The 18639-nt window shown below is 69.0% G+C and carries 19 protein-coding genes and 3 pseudogenes; 11 read left to right on the forward strand and 11 right to left on the reverse strand.

The window, feature by feature from the left end; genetic code table 11:
* Positions 1-376: 376 nt before the first annotated feature.
* Entirely contained in the window at positions 377-517 is a 141-nt protein-coding gene (locus DMB42_RS52930; protein ID WP_185844426.1) for a hypothetical protein, read from the forward strand.
* 179 nt (positions 518-696) lie between these two features.
* Positions 697-1134 (forward strand): calmodulin-binding protein, encoded by a 438-nt coding sequence (locus DMB42_RS02180; RefSeq protein ID WP_125630024.1) that lies wholly within the window; start codon positions 697-699, stop codon positions 1132-1134.
* A 236-nt stretch (positions 1135-1370) separates the two neighbouring features.
* Here the strand turns inward: DMB42_RS02180 and DMB42_RS02185 are convergent, their stop codons facing one another.
* The 6 genes and pseudogenes from DMB42_RS02185 to DMB42_RS02205 all read right to left on the reverse strand — a co-directional run bounded on the left by DMB42_RS02185 (position 1371) and on the right by DMB42_RS02205 (position 5394).
* Positions 1371-1760 carry a hypothetical protein gene (locus tag DMB42_RS02185; RefSeq protein ID WP_125630026.1) on the reverse strand — a complete coding sequence of 130 codons (390 nt, stop codon included), beginning with the start codon at positions 1758-1760 and terminating at the stop codon, positions 1371-1373.
* A gap of 90 nt (positions 1761-1850) precedes the next feature.
* Positions 1851-2372, reverse strand: a complete 522-nt coding sequence (locus tag DMB42_RS02190) for a hypothetical protein (protein WP_125630028.1) — start codon at positions 2370-2372, stop codon at positions 1851-1853.
* 85 nt (positions 2373-2457) lie between these two features.
* A complete protein-coding gene (locus DMB42_RS02195; protein ID WP_125630031.1) occupies positions 2458-3306 on the reverse strand; it encodes an aldo/keto reductase in 849 nt (282 codons plus the stop codon).
* A gap of 53 nt (positions 3307-3359) precedes the next feature.
* Positions 3360-3593: a hypothetical protein gene (locus DMB42_RS55925; protein ID WP_312024718.1), complete on the reverse strand. Its 234-nt coding sequence runs from the start codon at positions 3591-3593 to the stop codon at positions 3360-3362.
* A gap of 118 nt (positions 3594-3711) precedes the next feature.
* Positions 3712-4227, reverse strand: a pseudogene (locus DMB42_RS55930) (alcohol dehydrogenase catalytic domain-containing protein); the annotation flags it as partial.
* Positions 4228-4419: 192 nt separating this feature from the next.
* Positions 4420-5394: an aldo/keto reductase gene (locus tag DMB42_RS02205; RefSeq protein ID WP_125630033.1), complete on the reverse strand. Its 975-nt coding sequence runs from the start codon at positions 5392-5394 to the stop codon at positions 4420-4422.
* Between the two features lie 277 nt (positions 5395-5671).
* On the opposite strand from DMB42_RS02205, the pseudogene DMB42_RS54730 reads away from it, so the two are divergent.
* Positions 5672-5965: pseudogene (locus tag DMB42_RS54730) on the forward strand (helix-turn-helix domain-containing protein); the annotation flags it as partial.
* 233 nt (positions 5966-6198) lie between these two features.
* On the opposite strand, the gene DMB42_RS56280 reads toward DMB42_RS54730, so the two are convergent.
* Positions 6199-6399: a Tn3 family transposase gene (locus tag DMB42_RS56280; protein ID WP_125631145.1), complete on the reverse strand. Its 201-nt coding sequence runs from the start codon at positions 6397-6399 to the stop codon at positions 6199-6201.
* A 17-nt stretch (positions 6400-6416) separates the two neighbouring features.
* Between DMB42_RS56280 and DMB42_RS02220 the strand changes: the two are divergent.
* Positions 6417-7628: pseudogene (locus tag DMB42_RS02220) on the forward strand (transposase); the annotation flags it as partial.
* Positions 7629-8077: 449 nt separating this feature from the next.
* Here DMB42_RS02220 and DMB42_RS02225 read toward each other — a convergent pair.
* Together DMB42_RS02225 and DMB42_RS02230 are read right to left on the reverse strand one after the other, a co-directional pair.
* A complete protein-coding gene (locus DMB42_RS02225; protein WP_221761980.1) occupies positions 8078-8812 on the reverse strand; it encodes a recombinase family protein in 735 nt (244 codons plus the stop codon).
* Between the two features lie 153 nt (positions 8813-8965).
* Positions 8966-9166: a recombinase family protein gene (locus DMB42_RS02230; protein WP_125630036.1), complete on the reverse strand. Its 201-nt coding sequence runs from the start codon at positions 9164-9166 to the stop codon at positions 8966-8968.
* Between the two features lie 169 nt (positions 9167-9335).
* Here DMB42_RS02230 and DMB42_RS02235 point away from each other — a divergent pair, with 169 nt between their 5' ends.
* The 7 genes from DMB42_RS02235 (at position 9336) to DMB42_RS02265 (ending at position 17856) form a co-directional block, all read left to right on the forward strand.
* Positions 9336-10904, forward strand: a complete 1569-nt coding sequence (locus tag DMB42_RS02235) for a serine hydrolase (protein ID WP_260477433.1) — start codon at positions 9336-9338, stop codon at positions 10902-10904.
* Positions 10905-11069: 165 nt separating this feature from the next.
* Positions 11070-11852 carry a MerR family transcriptional regulator gene (locus tag DMB42_RS02240; RefSeq protein WP_125630038.1) on the forward strand — a complete coding sequence of 261 codons (783 nt, stop codon included), beginning with the start codon at positions 11070-11072 and terminating at the stop codon, positions 11850-11852.
* A gap of 278 nt (positions 11853-12130) precedes the next feature.
* Positions 12131-12904, forward strand: a complete 774-nt coding sequence (locus DMB42_RS02245; protein ID WP_221761981.1) for a class I SAM-dependent methyltransferase — start codon at positions 12131-12133, stop codon at positions 12902-12904.
* Between the two features lie 495 nt (positions 12905-13399).
* Positions 13400-14530 carry a serine hydrolase gene (locus DMB42_RS02250; RefSeq protein WP_125630040.1) on the forward strand — a complete coding sequence of 377 codons (1131 nt, stop codon included), beginning with the start codon at positions 13400-13402 and terminating at the stop codon, positions 14528-14530.
* A gap of 272 nt (positions 14531-14802) precedes the next feature.
* The gene (locus DMB42_RS02255; RefSeq protein ID WP_125630042.1) at positions 14803-16020 is read left to right on the forward strand and encodes a serine hydrolase; all 1218 of its coding nucleotides are present in this window, start codon (positions 14803-14805) and stop codon (positions 16018-16020) included.
* Positions 16021-16322: 302 nt separating this feature from the next.
* A complete protein-coding gene (locus tag DMB42_RS02260) occupies positions 16323-17264 on the forward strand; it encodes a site-specific integrase (RefSeq protein WP_125630044.1) in 942 nt (313 codons plus the stop codon).
* 160 nt (positions 17265-17424) lie between these two features.
* The gene (locus tag DMB42_RS02265; RefSeq protein ID WP_125630046.1) at positions 17425-17856 is read left to right on the forward strand and encodes a hypothetical protein; all 432 of its coding nucleotides are present in this window, start codon (positions 17425-17427) and stop codon (positions 17854-17856) included.
* Here DMB42_RS02265 and DMB42_RS02270 read toward each other — a convergent pair.
* Both DMB42_RS02270 and DMB42_RS52935 read right to left on the reverse strand, forming a co-directional pair.
* Positions 17828-18400 carry a hypothetical protein gene (locus DMB42_RS02270; RefSeq protein WP_125630048.1) on the reverse strand — a complete coding sequence of 191 codons (573 nt, stop codon included), beginning with the start codon at positions 18398-18400 and terminating at the stop codon, positions 17828-17830. The two genes, DMB42_RS02265 and DMB42_RS02270, sit on opposite strands and share 29 nt — an antisense overlap.
* Positions 18397-18564, reverse strand: coding sequence for a hypothetical protein (locus tag DMB42_RS52935; protein WP_185844427.1), 168 nt, complete (start codon positions 18562-18564; stop codon positions 18397-18399). Before DMB42_RS52935 ends, DMB42_RS02270 begins: the two co-directional genes overlap by 4 nt.
* Between the last annotated feature and the right edge of the window lie 75 nt (positions 18565-18639).

Raw genomic sequence — 18639 nt, forward strand, 5'->3', positions numbered from 1 at the left:
AGCCGGTTGGCCGACCCGCCCTGGACGCGGATCATCGGCCCGACCGGGGCGCCGAGATGCGAGAGGGTGGAGGGCACGTCGTCGTCTGCGGTCACCCCACACAATTTTATTCCGGGCCCCCATCAGGTCAGGGCCATATCCGCCCGATTTGCGCGAGTACTCCGGGAACCCCCGAAATCCCAAAGTTCAGGCGACGTGAAGGGACTTCAGGATGAACCCGAGGGTCTTCAGCTTTCATGAGATGTTCAGACCCTTGGGTTGGTCGCGACCGGCGGGGTCTTGCTCCTCGGCCAGCGCGATGAGGAGGGTGCGGGCGCCGTCCGCCCCGTCGTCCACCAAGGGGCCTCCACGCCGCCCGACAGGGAGGCCCTTCTCTATGCCCGGAGGAAGTGCACGCCTGCTCGCCGCCGCGCGTGCCCGGCGCGGGCGCGGCCAGTCGGTCACCCAGATCGCCGGCGAGCTCGACGTCGGGCTCTCGACGCCGTACCAGGCACTGGAGGGCACCGACGTCCGGTAGGTCCATTTCCGCCAAGATCGTGGCTGGCTCGACATGTGGCGTTTGTGCGGTCCTGTTTACCCGCCTCTCTCCGGTGATGGCTGTGTCACCGTGACGTCAGGGGCTGTCCCCTTGCCAGTGCGATTACTTAACGTAGAAGATCGTAACGTTCGGTAATCATGCGAGGTGAAGGGATCTCTATGCGCAGCATCCTGACCAAGACGCTCACCGCCCTCGTGGCCATCGTGGCGCTCGGCGTCATCGCTCCCGCCCCTGCCCAGGCAGCAGACGAGGCCTACTTCGTGATGACGGACGTCACCAGAGAGGAGTTCGTCGTCAAGCTCACCGACCCTGCCAAGATTCAACACGCCCGCGACCTGGTCAACGGCGAGACCACAGACCGGCCACACATTCTCGGCCGCATTCTCCCGCGGACGGCCCCCTACAACCCCCGCTGGAGCTACCACCTGAACCCCGGCACCGTCGACTTCTTCGACGTCGCGATCGAGGTCTGCGACGCAACGATCCCCTACGTCGAGGACCATCTGGACGAGGCCGGCGGGGCCTTCCTCCCGGGCTATGTCTGGTGCGGCTGGAGCACCCGGCTCGTACGCGAACTCGCGCCCCGCGGCGTCTGACGTCAACCTGTCATCGCGGCCCCCGGAACGATCTTCCGGGGGCCGCGCGCATGGGAGCCCGGGGGGTGACGGCGGAAGCAACGGACGACGTGCCGGGCAACCCCACGGCTCGATCCCCGCTCCCCGTTCGGTTCACCAGGACCTCCCATGCCGCCCGACGCCGGCGACACGACTCCCGTCATGTTGCCGGGTCCGGGTCCTGGCCGGCGCGCCCGGGCGCTGGCGCACGGGGCTGCTCAGGGGATGAGCAGGAAGAACGGTTCGTCGGCGGCCTCGCCGTTCTTGCCGGTGTAGACGAAGACGGAGTTGGGGTGACTGGAGCAGCTGGAGCTCTCGACGTTGGTGTAGATCTCACTGCGCCAGTCTGCGCTGGAGCGCAGCGTGGCGATGGGGACGGCGCGGGCGGCGGAGATGTCGGAGTGGAGCTGGACGCAGTACTTGCCGGTGCCGACCTTGGCGACCTGGGTGACGTTCTTGGAGTTGGTGATGGTGCCGTTGGCGGTGCGCAGGGCGGCGGCCTGGGCGTAGGGGGCGATGGGCGTGTCGGCGGCCAGGGCGGCCAGGGCCAGGCCGCCGACGCCGAGGGTGGAGGCTGCGAGGGTAAGGATCTTGCCGGCGAGGCGCATGTGAGCTGCCTTCTGTAAGGCTCGTGCTGATCATCTGTGATTCCGCACCACCCGATAATTACTGTCTGTATTCGTATCGGTTACTATAAGCTACCTTTCTTGATCTAGAAGCCTCGCTGTGGGGCCGGGCGAATTTCCAACGGATTTGCCGTGTGATCTGCGGGCGCGCTCGGTCATGCCCTGGAGGACCTCACCGTCCGCCATCTGCCGCCGGCCGACGCTGAACGCCTCGCAGGCGTTCAGCTCGACGGCGAGATGAAGGCAGAGCGGGCCACTGAGGTGGTCGGGCCTGGTTGCCGCCAGGCCCGGCGCCGAGAACCTCGCGCCCTCGCCCCTGACCCGGTCGCGGCAGGCGTCAACGGTTCCGCCTGTAGGCCGAGCCTGACTGTCCCTTCCCACTGCTTGGTCGAGGGTCTTGGCGACGTCCGCGGGGGTCTTGAGGGTGCGGCGGCCGCCGTAGTGGTAGTTCCCGCCGGGCCGGGAGAAGTAGACCAGCAGGACCGTGCGGCCCGCCGCCGCCGAGGGCGGCGCGCTTACCGGTTGCGAGGCCGGCTCGGCGGCCGACGTGGGTGCCGGTGACGGGCCGCCGCCGCAGGCGGTCGCGGTGATCATGGTGCCTCCCACAAGCAGCGCGCCGCACAGGACCTGGCGGCGGTCGAGGGCTCGGGGATGCCGTCCATCGTCTGTCCTCTCCGTGTCAGCCGGTGCGGCGGTTACCGAGCCAGGTGACCATGGCGGGGTCGCGGTGGTCGAAGTACAGGGAGCTACCGGTATCCAGGGCGGCGATGCGGTCCATCTCCTGTGTGGCGAGTTCGAAGTCGAACACCTCCAGGTTGGCCTTCATCCGCTCGGGGTTGACGGACTTGGCGTTGACCGGGATGCCCCGCTGGATCAGCCAGCGCAGCACGACCTGCGCCACGCTCTTGCCGTGCACGGCGCCGATCTCGGTGAGGGCCGGGTCGGTGAACAGGTTGTTCTTGCCCGCGGCGAACGGCCCCCACGATTCGATGAGGATGCCGCGCTCGCTGTTGATCTGCTGGTCGGCGGTGCGCTGGAAGAAGGGGTGGACCTCGATCTGGTTGACCGCCGGGGTGATGTCGTTGTGGTCGACGATGTCCACGACGCGGTCGGGGTAGAAGTTGGAGATCCCGATCGCCTTGATCCGCCCCTCGCGGTGCAGGGCCTGCATCGCCCGCCACTGGCCGTACACGTCGCCGAAGGGCTGGTGCATCAGGTACAGGTCGAGGTAGTCCAGGCCGAGCTTCTTGGCCGAGGTCTCGAACGCCCGCCGGGTGTGGGCTTCGGCGGGGTTGTCCTGCACCCACAGCTTGGTGGTGACGAACAGTTCCTCGCGCGGGATGCCGCTGGCGGCCAGGGCCCGGCCGACGGCCTCTTCGTTCTCGTAGGAGGCGGCGGTGTCGAATTTGCGGTAGCCGGCGGCCAGGGCGTCGGTGACGGCCTGCTCGGTCTGCTCTGCCGGGATCTGGAAGACGCCGAAGCCGAGGATCGGCATCTCGACGCCGTTGTTCAGGGTGACGGTCTGCACCGGGGTGTCCTTTCGCACGTGGTACTGGGTCTGCGTCGGGTCCTGCCCGTTCTTCAGGGTCGGAGGAGGACCTTGAGCGCCTGGCGCTCGGCCATGGCGCGGTAGGCGTCGGGGACGTTGTCCAGGCCGGCGGTGCGGTCGAAGACGCGGCCCGGGTCGATGACGCCGTTCAGGATGTCGAGCATGAGCTCTTCGATGTAGGCGCGGGCAGGGGCGGCGCCGCCGGTCAGAGTGATGTTGCGCATGATCAGGTCGAGGCCGAGAGGGCCTTGCTCGTACTGCGGCACGCCCAGGCGGCTGATGGTGCCGCCGTCGATGACGGAGCCGAGGGCGGTCTGCAGGCTCTGCAGGGGTGCCGACGGCTTCGATGACGCGATCGGCGCCGTCGCCGCCGGTCAGCTCGCGTACCTTGGCCGCGCCTTCGTCGCCGCGTTCGACGACGACGTCGGTGGCGCCGAAGTCGCGGCCCAGGTCGGTCCGGTCGGTGTGGCGGCCCATGAGGATGATCTGCTCGACGCCCAGCCGCTTGGCGGCGATCACGGCGGACAAACCGACCGCGCCGTCGCCGATCACCACGACCCGGTCGCCGCGGCTCACCCCAGCGGTGACAGCGCCGTGGTGGCCGGTACACAGCACGTCCGACATGGTCAGCAAGGACGGCAGCAGCGGTGAACTCTCCTCGACGGGAAGCCTGACCAGACTGCCGTCGGCCAGCGGCACGCGCACCGCCTCCCCTTGCCCGCCGTCGACGCCGTCCAGGCCGTAGCGGCCGCCGTGACGGCAGGAGGACTGCAGACCTTCACGGCAAAAGTCGCAGGTGTTGTCACAGTAGGTGAACGGCGTGACGACCAGGTCGCCCGCCCGCAAGGTCGCCACGTCGGCGGCGGTCTCCTCGATCACGCCGAGGAACTCGTGTCCCATCGGGCGGCCGGTGCCGGGTGGCGGGCATGGATGCAAACGGCCACAGATCACTGCCGCACGCAGGACAGCATGACGCGGACGATCGCGTCCGCAGGCTGCTGGACCTTCGGGTCGGGCCGGTCCTCGACGCGGACGTCGCCGGCACCGTACATGACGGCTGCACGCATGAGCTACTCCGTGATACTCGTCGGGTCAGCGTTCGATCATCTGCATCTGCGCCTCGTTGTGGTGCCCACCGGCGGCCGGCGGCAGAGCGTCGAGCTTGGCGAGCTGCTCGGTGGTCAGGACGAGGGTGTCGGCGGCGACGTTCTCCTCCACCCGGCTGACGCGCTTGGTGCCCGGGATGGGGGCGATGTCGTCCCCCTTGCTGAGCAGCCAGGCGATCGCGACCTGCGCCGGGGTGGCGCCGGCCTCGTGCGCGACGGCCTGCACCTCGTCGGCGAGGGCGAGGTTGCGCTGGAAGTTCTCGCCGGTGAAGCGGGGGTTGCCGGCCCGGAAGTCGTCGGGGCCGAAGTCACTCTCGCTGCGGATCTTGCCGGTCAGGAAGCCGTGGCCGAGCGGGGCGTAAGGGACCAGACCGATGCCCAGCTCGCGCAGCAGCGGCAGCACCTGCTCCTGGTCGCGGGTCCAGAGCGAGTACTCCGACTGCAGCGCGGCGATCGGGTGCACGGCGTGGGCGCGGCCGATGGTGTCCAACCACGCCTCCGACAGGCCGATGTGGCGGACCTTGCCCTGCTGGACGAGGTCGGCGACCGCGCCGATGGTGTCCTCGATGGGCACCTTGGGGTCGACGCGGTGCTGGTAGTACAGGTCGATGTGGTCGGTGCCCAGGCGGCGCAGGGAGCCTTCGACGGCGGTGCGGATGTTGGCGGGGCTGCTGTCGAGGTTCCAGGGGCCGTCACCGGCGTGAGAGACCAGCCCGTACTTGGTGGCGATCACTGCCTGGTCGCGACGGCCCTTCAGGGCCTTGCCGACGAGTTCCTCGTTGGTGTATGGGCCGTAGATCTCGGCGGTGTCGATCAGCGTGACGCCCAGCTCCAGGGCCCGGTGGATGGTGCGGACGGACTCGGCGTCGTCGGTGCCGGCACCGGTGTAGCCGTGGGACATGCCCATCGCGCCCAGCCCGATCCGGGCCACGTCCAGATCGCCCAGCTTCACATGCTTCATGACCGTTCTCCCTCGTGTGGTCAGGCCCTGGTGGTCGTGCTGGTCGGGGGCCCGGCCGCTGACCTACCCCTGCCAGGTCGGCCCGGGCTATCCCGGCTGCCGCGGCCGGGCAAACGCTTCTTTGCCCGCCCCCTTGCGGCCGTGCACGATCGGCCTTCCCCCAGGCGGGGGCGTGTGCTTCCAGCTAACCCCGCACCGGCGCGGGCAGACAGTCACCGGCTAAAGGGGTACCGGCAGGGACCCCCTCACCGTGGACGGGGATGCCTAACCTGGGGATATGGACAACCGCAGCGAGGTCCGGGCCTTCCTCACCTCACGCCGGGCCAAGGTCAGCCCGCAGCAGGCCGGCCTGCCCTCCCACGGCCGCCGCCGGGTCGAAGGGCTACGGCGCGGCGAGGTCGCCGCGCTGGCCGGGGTCAGCGTCGAGTACTACACCCGCCTGGAGCGCGGCAACCTCGCCGGCGCCTCCGACAGCGTGCTGGACGCCATCGCCCGCGCGCTGCGCCTGGACGACGCCGAGACCGCGCACCTGCACCACCTGGCCCGCGCCGCCGCCACCCCTCCGGTCCGCGGCCGCCGCGTCAAGACGCCCGAGGTGCGAATGACCTCCCGGCCTCGGACCCCGTGCCGGGGAGCGCTGTCCCTGCCGATCTGCGTCACAGCTCCGAAACGATCACGAGGCGCAATCGCGATCTCCCATCCCGCCATCTGGCCGCTCGGGACCATCTTCGGGCACGGAGGGCCCTGACGGCAGGCGCGAGGCAGGGCCGCAGCAGCCTCACCGCTCGCCCTGCTGCCCCGGGCTCAGGCGCTCTCAGGAGCACCGTCGTGGAAGGGACGCAAGCCCCCGGCTACGTCCGCACGGGAGAAGGCGTAGCGGCCCAGGACGCCGATGTGGTCATACTGGATCGGCGACAACCGCGCGCACATCTCATCGGTGACCGGGATTCCCTGCTCACGCAGGTGCTTGACGGCCGCGTCCAGATACAGGCTGTTCCACCAGATGAGCGCAGGCGTTCACCGCCGCCTCCGGCGGCCGGTCCCGGCTGAGCGATCTGCCGACCTCGATCGCCGCCTGCCTGGCCGCGCACTCCATGAACGTGGGATACCGGCCGATCGCCAAGAAGGGCGTGCCCGCCCTGGAGCGCTCAAGGTTGTCGCACGTGTTTCAGAACTGCTTTCGGCCCGAGACTCTCAGTGTGGCGAACGCGCCGTTGGTCGCTCGCCAGGCCGGGTTGCCGCTGGCCCAGGCGTGGGGCGGCGGCCTGGTCGCCGCGGTCGACGGGATGCGGTTCGTCGTCCCGGTCCCGGCCGCGTTCGCCCGCCCCAACCGCAAATTCTTCGGCTCCAAACGAGGTATGACCTGGCTGAACGCCCTAAATGATCGCGGAATGGGGCGGGGCGCGAAGATCGTGTCGGGGACGGTCCGCGACTCCCTGCACATGGTCGACGTCATCTTCGGGCTGGACGGCGGGGAACTGCCCGAGATCGTCGTGTCGGACACTGGATCATACTCCGACCTGGTCTTTGGGCTTCTGGAACTGCTGGGGATCTCCTACCGGCCGGCGCTCGCGGACCTGCCCGACCAGAAGGGCTGGCGGATCAGTTCCGACGCCGACTACGGCCCACTCAACACCCTCGCCCGGGGGAAGATCGACCTGCGGAAAGTCCGCCGGAACTGGGAGGACATCCTGCGGGTGGTCGCCTCGATCTACACCGGCACCGTCCGCGCCTACGACGTGGTCACCATGCTCCAGCGCGACGGGCACCCCACCGCACTCGGCGAGGCGATCGCCGCCTACGGCCGGATCCACAAGAGCCTGCACATAATTCTCGCCTACATCGACGTGGATGAGACCTACCGCCGCGACATCAAGGCCATCCGCAACCTGCAGGAAGGCCGCCACGCCCTGGCCCGCAAGGTCTGCCACGGCAAGAAGGGCGAGCTGTACCACCGCTACGAACGCGGTCTGGAAAACCAGCTCGGCGTTCTCGGACTTGTGCTGAATTGCGTCGTTCTGTGGACCACGGTCTACCTGGACGCCGCGGTCCGTCAACTGCGTGCTCAGGGCTATCCGGTCCAGGAGGAGGACATGGCCCGGCTGTCGCCCTTCGTCAACCGGCACCTGGGCGTGCACGGCGCCTTCAGCTTCGTGCTGCCCGATCTGGCCCCCGGCGCGATCCGCGAGCTGCGCGACCCCGACGCCCCCGATGACGACGAAGACGAGGTCTGACCGGGGCGATGGCATGGTTCAGTCGCCGGTGGTGAGGTCGGCCCGTGCAGCAGACCTTGATGGCGTGGCGGTCGCCGCCGGGCTTCAGGGCCGCCAGTCCTCACTCCAGCGGGGATGGAGTTCGTAGTCGATGGGCCAGGGAGCCCAGGGTGGTGAGGGCTCGCAGCAGAGGCATCGGCCAGTCCGGGGACCGCGGGTCTTGCTGCTGGAGGATCTGCTGGCGGCAGTCCTCGACGACCCTGTGCCGGACGGCAGCGTCCTTAAGGATTTGCTGGGGGACCGGGCATCGGCAACCGGCCGACCGCGTCGGGGTGAGGGCCGCGCAGTCGCTTTCATGAAACAGCGCGGCCTGGCGTTCGTCCTCGCCCAGGCGGGCGTCAAGGAAGGTGAGGAGCTCGGCCGTGTTCACGAGGGCGCCAGCAGGACACCGAGGTTGACGAACGGGAGGTTCACGACGCCGCCGCCCGATCGGCAGACGGGCCGTCGAGGCGGGGTGCGGCCAGTTCGGCCCGCCTCGGGGGAACCGGCAGAGCGGCGGGCGCGTCGGGTTTGAGCTCGGGCAGGTACTTGTAGATCGTGGAGCGGCTGACGCCGAGCAGCCGGGCGATCGAGGCGATCGTCGCATCGGGCTGGGTGAGCAAGGCGCGGGCGTGGCCGACCTGTTCGGCGGTCATCGCCGGAGGCCGTCCGAGGCGCTGGCCACGGGCCCTGGCTGCGGCCAGGCCCTCGTTGGTGCCCTCGATGATGAGCTCGCGGATGAACTCCGCCAGCGCGGCGAACACATGGAAGACAAGCCGGCCGCCCGGGGTGGTGGTGTCGAGTGCTTCCTTGAGCGACCGGAACCCTACCCCCCGCTTGCGGAGGCCGGCGACGACCGAGATGAGGTCTTGGAGGGAGCGGCCGAGCCGGTCGAGGGAGGGGACGATCAGAGTGTCGCCGGGCCGCAGGTAGTCCAGTGCCTTCCAGAGTTCCTCGCGCTCGACGTTCTTGCCGGACTTCTTGTCGGCGAAGATCCGGCTACAGCCCGCCGCCTCCAGCGCGAGGATCTGCCGGTCCAGCAACTGGTCTTTGGTCGAGACACGGGCGTACCCGATCAGTGCTCCGGTGAGGACGGCCGGTTCGGCGGACAAGAGATCTTCGACGACCTGGCGGAGGTCGAGCGGGTCTTCCGGGAGGGTGCTCACCCCGAGAAGTGTAGGTAAAAGGGCTCTGCCGGAGTTGCTGAACACTCCGACTTCTCAACACGTTTTTCCGACAGATTTTTGGTGTCGGCCGGTTTGTGAAGAGGACTTCGGGTGGGGTGTTGAGAAACGTTCGATTCTTCGACACCCTGCGCACTATCGCATCCATCGACATTGGAACGGTGGATGGCGGCAACTCCGACCGGCGCGGTTGGTCCGGGTGGCGCGGGAGAAGCCGCGGTCGATGTAGATCCGGTCCGGCTCGACGCCGAGGGCGCGCAGTTGCTCGGTCTGCACGATGACGTCCTGCTCGTTGGTGGAGCAGCGGGCGTAGCCGACCCGGCGTTGGCCGTCCATGGCCGGTGATTGTCCCGCATGGCCCTCCGTCACCGGGACAGCGCCCGGAACACCACTGAAAGTGGCTGTGAGCTAGATCACGGTTGAGGTTGACCTTGGGTCAGGGTGCAAGCTCGTCGCAGCGGCACGACGCCGACCGGACATAACAGATTTGAAGGAGCAAACCACCATGTCCATCACCCTTTCCGACCAGGACAAGAGCACCCTGCGGACCGCCGCATACGGCGCGGTCTCGTTGGTTGCCGCTGCCGGTGCCGCCGGCGGCAAGCCGCAAAAGATCGCCACCGACGGCAGCATTGCCCTGGCGTCGGCGACCAGCCTGATCGGGCACGTGCTCGGCGACAGGTCAAAGAGCATCAAGCTGGACAGCAAGTCCGTCGCCGCACTCGCCGACCAGGTGCTACCGACCCTGACCGCAGCGGTGACCCTGCTCGAGAAGCAGGCTCCGGCAGAGGCCGACAACTTCCGCAGCATCGTCCGGCTCGCCATCGAAACCGCCCAGATCCGTCATGGCCAGCCCAGCCCCGCCATGGCCGAGATGGTCCGCAGGATCATCGCCGCCCTTGACGCCGCCGGGGTGGCCACTGCGGACAGCGGGGCTGTGCCGGCGGCTGCTGCCGGGCCGGATCGCCCGGAGCTGCAGAAGGCGATCGAGGAGATCGTCGATTCCGGTTTCGTCGGGGTGTCGCTGCGCGTGCACGATGAGCGGGGCGAGTGGGTCGGCAGCGCCGGGGCGGCCGAGCTGGGCGGGACCGCGAAGCCGCCGACGAACGGGCATGTCCGGATTGGCAGCAACACCAAGACCTTCACCGCGACCCTGGTGCTGCAGTTGGTGGCCGAGGGCAAAGTCGGGCTGGACACCCCGGCGGCGGACTACCTGCCCGAGTTCGGGCTGGACGAGCGGATCACGGTGCGGATGCTGTTGCAGCACACCAGCGGGGTGTTCAACTTCAGCGGCGAGGTCTACGACGATGGGGCGGTCGTGCTGGGGATCCCCATGCCCTACGGCCCCGCGGGCACAGAGTGGCTGGACAACCGGTTGAAGACCTACCGGCCGCAGGAGCTGGTGGAGCTGGCGTTGTCCAAGCCGGCGCGGTTCGAGCCGGGGACGGGCTGGAGCTATTCCAACACCAACTACGTGCTGGCGAGGCTGCTGATCGAGAAGGTTACCGGCCGCTCACTCGCCGATGAGATGCGGCGGCTGATCCTGGGGCCGCTCGGGCTGTCGGGCACTGTGGTGCCGGACGCCTCGCCGGAGATCCCCGAACCGCACGCCCACGCCTACTACCGCTACGAGGAGGACGGCCAGCAGAAGACGGTCGACATCACCCGCCAGAACCCGTCCTGGATCTCCACCGGTGGTGACATGATCTCGACCACCCAGGATCTGCACACGTTCATCTCCGCCCTGCTGGGCGGCAAGCTCCTGCCGGCCACGCTGCTGGCCGAGATGTGCACCCCGCACCCGACGGGCATCCCGAACATGGACTACGGCCTGGGAGTGTTCGTGCTGACCACCGACGGCGGCGGCACCCTCATCTCACACAACGGCGCCGCCGTGGGCCACGCGGCGCTGATGTACAGCACACCCGACGGCAGCAGGACCCTGACCGCCGCGCTGAACTGCGTGGACGACGCCGACTTGTCCATCGCAGCAGCGTTCCAGAACGCCCAGCAAAGGCTCCTTAACGAGGTGTTCGGCGGTGGGCAGGCCGATCAGGCTCAGCCGACGGACTGAACACCTGTGACCCGCACGCCTCCAGGGGCGGCCCCTTCCGGCCGTGCATCAGGGAGAACGCGAACCGGGGCCACGCCGAGCTGGGCGAGCCCGGCCTGGCCCGTCCCTACGCTCGGCTATGGTCTGCCTGGTCGCCAAGTTCGAGCACAAGGCAGAATTCTGCAGATGAACGGAGTCACGATCGGGCAGGCGGCGGCATTCGTCGGCGTCACGGTGAAGACGGTGCGGCACTACCACAAGCTTGGCCTGGTCAAGGAGCCGGAACGCGACAGCTCCGGCTATCGCAGGTACGGATCGGCCGAGCTGCTGCGGCTGGTGCAGGTCCGGACGCTGGCCGCCGCCGGGGTGCCGCTGGCCGAGATCGGACCCCTGATCGACGCCGGCCCCGCGCTGTTCGCCGCCGCGCTGGCCGACGTCGAGCGGCAGCTCACCGAACGGATCGAGGAGTTGATCGCGCGGCGTGACACGCTGCACCGGCTCGCCGACGGCGACCGGGCCCTGCTGGGCGACCGCGCTGTGGTGCTGCTGGAGCGGATGTCCGGCCTCGGCTTCCCCGCGGAGGAGGTGGCGGCTGCCGGGGAGGGCTGGGTGCTGGCCAGGGCACTGGTCCCCGAGGGCTTCGACGACTACCTCACCCATGTCGAGTACGCCCTCGAAGATCCCCGGTTCGTCGCCTTGATCAAGCGCGGCGCCGAAGCCGCGTCCTGGGAACCGGATGACCCGCGCATCGCCGAGCTCGCCACCGCCATGGCCGACCACTTCCTCGCCAACCCCGAACAGCTGAAGATCGTGACCGGTCTGCAAGCCCGCACCGAGGCCGCGACCCGGTACACGCTGATCGCCCTCCACGGCGAAGAGCAGGGATCGGCCGCGGCCCGGGGGGTCACGCTCGTCGAGACCAAGCTCCGCGCCGCCGGCATCCATATCCCCAGACCAGACACCCACTGACCGCGCCGTGCTCCGGTCCATCGGCCCGGCGACCGGCCGGGGCCTGCCCACACACCGACCAGGCTCCACGAACGCCATATCCGCCGGGTCAGCGTGAAAACCGGAACAGCTCCTCCCTGCCGCTCTCCGGGAACCCCGCAGCGCCTCCAACCCGAAGATCTCCAGGTCAGAACCGGGGAGCTATCGACATCGGAACGGTGGATGGCGGCAACTCCGACCGATCCGGCTCGCTAACGCCACTGACCGTTCCGTTGTCGATCAAACCCCGAGTCTGCCGCGTGACGGAGGTAGTGGTTGTGACGGATTATGACGTGCTTGCCGAGGTGTACGAATGGCTCATCTCGGATGCAAAGTTGCCTCCAGCTGAGTTCGCTGCGTCGTTCGATGACGTCCTCGGTCACCTGCCGTCGAACGCTCACGTCCTCGACTGTTCGTGCGGAACCGGACAGTTGGCGGTTGGCCTCGCCGGTCGTGGCATGCAGGTTGTCGCAACTGACGCCAGCGAAGCGATGGTTCGTCGGACTGCAGAGTTGTCTGAGGAGTTCGGGGCATCCGTCCGGGCCATGCGGGCGAACTGGGAAGAGTTGCCCGACCATTTCGAGGACGACACGTTCGACATGGTGTTCTGCGTGGGCAACTCGCTTCACCATGCCGCGGGCGCGACAGGCAGGGGTGCTGCTCTGGAGTCGATGTCACGGCTTCTGCGCCCTGGCGGGCGCTTGGTGCTCACATCCCGCACTTGGGAACTCGTGAGGGCCAGAGGTTCCCGGCTGGACATCAGTGACCGACTCGTCCGACGAAACGGTCGCGATGCCGTCGTGGTCTACCGCTGGGAGATTGCGCCGCATTGGGAGGAGGAGCACCACATCGAGATTGCGATCGCCCAAGTTGATGCGACTGGGCTGGTTCTTGTCCGCTCGGAACTGCTGTCCTGCTGGCCCTACCGGTACGAGGAACTCGAAGTCGAGCTGCACCGGGTCGGACTCCGGACGGAAGTGAACACGTTCGATCTTGAGGCCGAGAACTACATGGTGGTCGCGAGCAAGGTATAGACACCGGGCTCTCAGTGTCATCGAGCGGCTGCGCGCCTGACTCATCCCCAAACGCCCGGGCCGAAACCGACCCTCGGCGGATAACGCCGTCGCGCACAGTGACCTGCGACGATCACCTCACCTTGGGGCTGGGGCCGCGCTCGGGAGGAGAACGCCATGACGGATGTGTCATCGCGATGATGACAGGTGGGCCAAAGCGGGGTGGCGTCTTCCGTGGATCACCGGTCGGTCGTCGGCGTGCTCGGCGAACTGCCGGCGGACTGGGTGGCCACGACGCGGGCCAGCCAGGCGCGGTCGGCCGCCACGGCCGCCGGGCACCCGGTGCTGCCCGCCCTGGCGCGCGGCGCGTCCTGGTGGGGCAGGCCCTACCAGGATGTAGCCGTCCATGCCAGTGAGCATTGGGCAGCTGGCGGGATCGTTTACTGTGATCGCCGCCCATAACGTGATGACCAGCGCCGATACGGCGCTGCATCACCATTCGGGAGAAGTCACTTCATGCGCATCACGTCCAAGACCCTCGCCCTCGCTCTCGCCGCCGCCACCGCCGGCACAGTCCTTGCCACCGTCCCGGCGCACGCCGCCCAGGCCACGACGCCGAGCACAACCGCCTCGCTGCAGAAGGCGATGGACGCACTGGTGGATACCGGCAACGTGGCAGGAGTGCAGGCCAGGCTCACCGAGGCCGGCAACCAGCGCGTGCTGCGCGCCGGAACCGCCCGGATCGGCGGCAGCCGCCCCGTCCCGGCTGACGGGCTGTTCCGCATGGGCAGCGCCACCAAGGTCTTCACCGCGGCCACCGTGCTGCACCTGGCCGGCGAGGGACGCATCAAGTTGGACGAGCCCATCGCCACCTACCTGCCCGGGCTGCTGCCACGCGAGAACGACATCACGGTGCGGATGATCCTGCAGCACACCGCCGGGATCCCCAGCTACACCGACATGCCGGAGTTTCCCACCGTCGGCGAGCCGTACCTGAAGCTGCGCTTCACCCGGTTCACCGACGAGCGACTGGTGGCGGCCGCGCTGGCCAAGCCGCTGAACTTCGAGCCCGGCACGCGCTTTTCCTACTCCAACACCGGCTATCTGGTGGCCGGGATGCTGATCAAGGCGGTGACCGGCAACAGCTGGCAGAGCGAGGTCACCGAGCGCATCATCAAGCCGCTGCGCCTGCGCGACACCTCCGCTCCCACCTACTCCACCTCCATCCCCGGGCCGCACGCCCACGGCTACATCAAGAAGAGCACCGGCCAATACGTCGACATCAGCCGACTCAACCCGAGCATCGCCAGCGCCGGCGGCGCGATGATCACCACCACCAAGGACCTGACGACCTTCCTCCACAGCCTGGCCGCCGGCAAGGTCCTCAAGCCCGCCCAACTCACCGAGATGAAGAAGGGCCTGTTCGTCAACCCCCAGATCGGTGCGTACGGCCTGGGCCTGAGGGTGCAGTCCACCAGTTGCGGCAAGCAGATCATCGGCCACACCGGAGGCATCCCCGGCTACCTCACTGCCGCCTACACCACCCCCGACGGCCGCACCACGCTGGCCCTGTCGGTCAACGAGAAGCAGCCGCAAACCGACCAGGCTCCCTTCGAGAAGGCGATCGACGCCGCCTTCTGCGCCTGAGACCGGCCCTGCCCCGAGGGTTCGACCTCGGGGCAGGGTGCGCGTCTGACGGCATCCAGGGCGGAGGAACCTGCGGGCAGCCGTCAGCACGAGGAGGATCTTGCGGCGACACAGGCTCATCGCCACGTCCCGCCCCCGCCGTCAGCCCGTGCCCGGGAGGCGTTCCCTAAGAGCAGGCGCAGCCGCCATCCCTTCCCCACCAGCCCTGCACATCCCGATCGCAGGTTCCTCACCCCCTCCCGTCACACCACACCGTCACCAAGGAGGAACCGATGTCGCCGTCCCATCCCACCAGAGCCGCCCTCACGCCCCCGCCGGCCACCCCCCGGTGGCGCCGCGCCCTGGCCCCGGCCACCGCGGCCGCCGTCGCCCTCAGCGTCCTGGGCCTGGCCGCCGCCCCGGCCGCCGCCGAGGCCGGCGCGCGGGCCCGCCCGGCCGACGCCGTACAGACGGCTCTGGAAGGCCTGGTCGGCGCCGGCGGCTTCCCGGGCACCTTGGCCTCGACGCGGGACCGCGGCGGGCGCGTGCTCGACTACACCGCAGGCGTGGCGGACCTGGCCACCCGGGCGAAGGTCCCCCGCAACGGGAAGGTACGCATCGGCAGCACCACCAAGACCTTCCTCGCCACGCTCGTCCTGCAACTGGCCGGAGAGGGCAAGATCGACCTCGACGCCACGGTCGAGACCTATCTGCCCGGCCTGATCCGCGCCAACGGCAACGACGGCCGCCGCTTCACCGTCCGCCAGGCGCTCCAGCACACCGCCGGCCTGCCCGACTACGAACACGATCTGCCCGGCTCCTGGCCATCGTGGACCCAGGCCCGCCACCGCTACTTCGAACCCCGCGACGTGCTCGACGTGGGCCTGACCCGCCAGCCCGCCTTCGCCCCCGGCACCGGCTGGGCCTACAGCAACACCGGATACATCGCGCTCGGCCTGCTGGTGCAGAAGATCACCGGCCGGCCCCTCGGCGAGGAGATCACCAACCGGATCATCACCCCACTCCGGCTGCGCGACACCTACTGGCCAGGCGCCGGCGAGCAGAACATCCGAGGCCCCCACCCCAAGGGCTACCGGGCCAAGACCAACGAGCCGGGCGCCGAACTAACCGAGGTCACACAGCTGGACCCGTCCTGGGCATGGGCGGCCGGACAGATGATCAGCACCCCCCGCGACGTCAACCGCTTCCTGGGCGCACTGCTCGACGGCCGGCTCCTCAAGCCCGACCTGCTGCAGCAGATGAAGCAGACCATCGCCGCGCCCGGATTCCCGAAAGGCTGGAGCTACGGGCTCGGCCTGATGAAGATCGAACTGAGCTGCGGCGGCCACGCCTGGGCCCACGGCGGCGACATCTCCGGCTACGAGGTCCGCAACGGCGCCACCGAGGACGGACGCGCGGCCACCATCGCCGTCACCGCGATGCCCTACACCAAATCCGCCGCCGACCAGGTCCTCGCCGCCCTGGACACCGCCCTGTGCGCCCAGCGATAGCAGGCGCCGCAACGCTCAAAACCCCCTGGTAGCAAGGGCGGGAAGAAGCCGGGCCACAAGTTCGACCGGCAGGTGATCTGAGCCGCCGAATCCGGGATACCAATCCACCTCCGCACCGCTGGCATCCATCCCGCCGCAGCGTCTGGACACCAAGGTACGCGATAATGGCCTATTATCACGTACATGAGTGACCACGGTGATGCGGCGACCAGCGGAAGGCCCCGCCACGGCGGTGCGCGACTCGGGCACGTTATCCGGTACATCACCGGCGACAGCACGTCGGCCGCCACGCGGCAGCCGGCGTGAACGCCGCGCCGAAGATTGCCACCCTGCGCGGCGCAGGCGTCAGCCTCGCCGCAGCCGCCGACGCCTTCCTGGCCACCGCGCGCACCGCCAACCCCAACACCCACCGCGCCTACGCCTCCGCCATCGACCGAACCATCGCGGCGCTCGGCCGCGACCGGCCACTGGCCGAGGTCACCGACGCCGAGATCGGCGCGGCGCTCGCCGAACTGTGGGGCGGACGCGCGCCGGCGACCTGGAACCGCAACCGCGCCGCCCTCACCTCCTGGCTGACCTGGTGCCAGAGCAAGAAGCACTGGCCCGCCCCGTCGGTGCCGGCCGAGGCCGAACGCCGCAAGGAGAACGCCGACGAGACCCGCGCCGTGGCCAAGACCACCATCGACCGGCTGCTGTCGCGCCGCGACATCCCGCTCCGGGAAAGGACGCTGTGGCGGATGCTCTACGAGACCGCGGCCCGGGCCGCGGAGATCCTCGCGCTCAACGTCGAGGACCTCGATCTGGAGCACCGCCGCGCCCCTGTCACCTCCAAGGGCGGCAACGTCGAGTGGGTGTACTGGGAGTCCGGCACCGCCCACCTGCTACCCCGCCTGCTGCGCCTGCCGGACGGCGGCACCCGCGCGCGCGGGCCGCTGTTCCTGTCCGAACGCCGCCCCGTCCCCACCCGAAGGCCCCCGGCCGCCGACATCTGCCCGCACACCGGCCGCGCCCGCCTCGGCTACGACCGCGCCCGCGTCCTGCTCGACAAGCACGCCGGACTCGACCTGCACCAGCTCCGCCACAGCGCCGCCACCCACCTCGGCGACGCCGAAGTCCCCCTGCAGCTCATCATGGGCAAGACCCGGCACAAGAACCCCCGCACCGCCATGCGCTACGTCAAACCCGGTGCCGAAGCCATCGCCAAGGTCACTGAGCACCTCGCCCCCCGCCGCCGCACCCACTGAACGCGCAGCTCACCCCGCGAGGCAGAGCGGCTGTTGCCATCTGGGGCTGACAGCGCCATGGGCAGCGGGAGGTCATGATCATCGCTACCGCTAATCTCTGCACTCATCCTCCTCGGAGGCCGATGCGGCACTAGGTAGGGTCGTCGGCGCTGAATACGTCGTGGCCTGCGGCGATTGCAGGTGGACGCAGGTTGTCGACGAGGAACTGCATGAGGACGCCACGAACCGGCTGCTGGACTGGCATGTCGCCCATCCCGATCAAGGGTTCGACCACCTGAGTGATCGAGACTTCGGGACCGGGGGCTTGGCCATCCCGCCGTATGTTCGCTGGACCGATAACCACGGGATGCTGGCGATCGGGGACGAGCGAACCGGAGGTCGCTCACGGTTCAACCACGAGTGCCTGGCCGTTGTGCAGGCAGTCGCGGCCGGCGCGCCGTTGGACGACGCGGTGGCCGCGAACGCCAACCGTCTGGGCATCAGCCGCCGGAAGGCGCAAGGCGACATCGTCGCGGTCGCGTTCTCGCTGTTTCGCAAGGGTCTGCTGTGGCCCGCTGGTGTCGTCAGCGCGGGCTCGTCGCCGGTTCTGTGAGACGGGCTTCCAGGTCAGCGATCATCTCGGCGAGCAGGCTAGTGTTCTCGCGCCGGACCGCCTGCGGGCCGACCACCTCGATGCCGGCGGCCTTCGTGATGCACTCGTCGGCGGCCTGGGCCATCGTGGCGAACTCCGTGCGGGCGATCGAGCGGGTGTTGGCGGCCTCGAACGTGGTGGCGCGGTGCATGTCCTTGACCGACGTCATTGCCGCTCGCGCGGCGGACATGGCGTCGCGGGCGCTGAACTCATCGCCGTGACCGTCGCGCATGTAGCGGGTGACGAAGACCCGTCGCCGGGCAGGGTCGCGCCGGGCGGGGTCGGCCGAGGGCTGGAACCTTTCCAGGCGGTCGCCCCGATTGGCCGCGATCACGCGGACGACCCGGACGGCCCGCCGCAGCCGGTGACCGTCGGGGATGTCGACGCCGGCGGCGATGTCGGCGTAACTGACCTCGCGCCCGTGGTTGCAGCGCAGCCAGATCATCACGTCGGCGACGTCGTTCTCGGCCTGCGTCCAGCCCATCGCGTCACGCCGCCGGCTCATAGCAGCCCGCCGCTGTCGTCCAGGAACTTCGCCAGCGCGGCGTCGTCCAGGGCGGAGCCGGTGGCCATGTCCCGGACGGCGGCGATGGCCGCTTCGGCGCCGTCGTAGAGCTCGGCGATGGCCTCGGCCCGGTCGGAGGTGAAGGCGATCTGCTGCTTGTCCATTTTGCCGAACGATCTTGTTGTCAACATCGTGCTGAGCTGACGGTTCACGTCACGAACATGTGCTTGATGTGAGTG

The organism is Nonomuraea sp. WAC 01424 (assembly GCF_003947315.1).
GTDB lineage: Bacteria > Actinomycetota > Actinomycetes > Streptosporangiales > Streptosporangiaceae > Nonomuraea > Nonomuraea spiralis.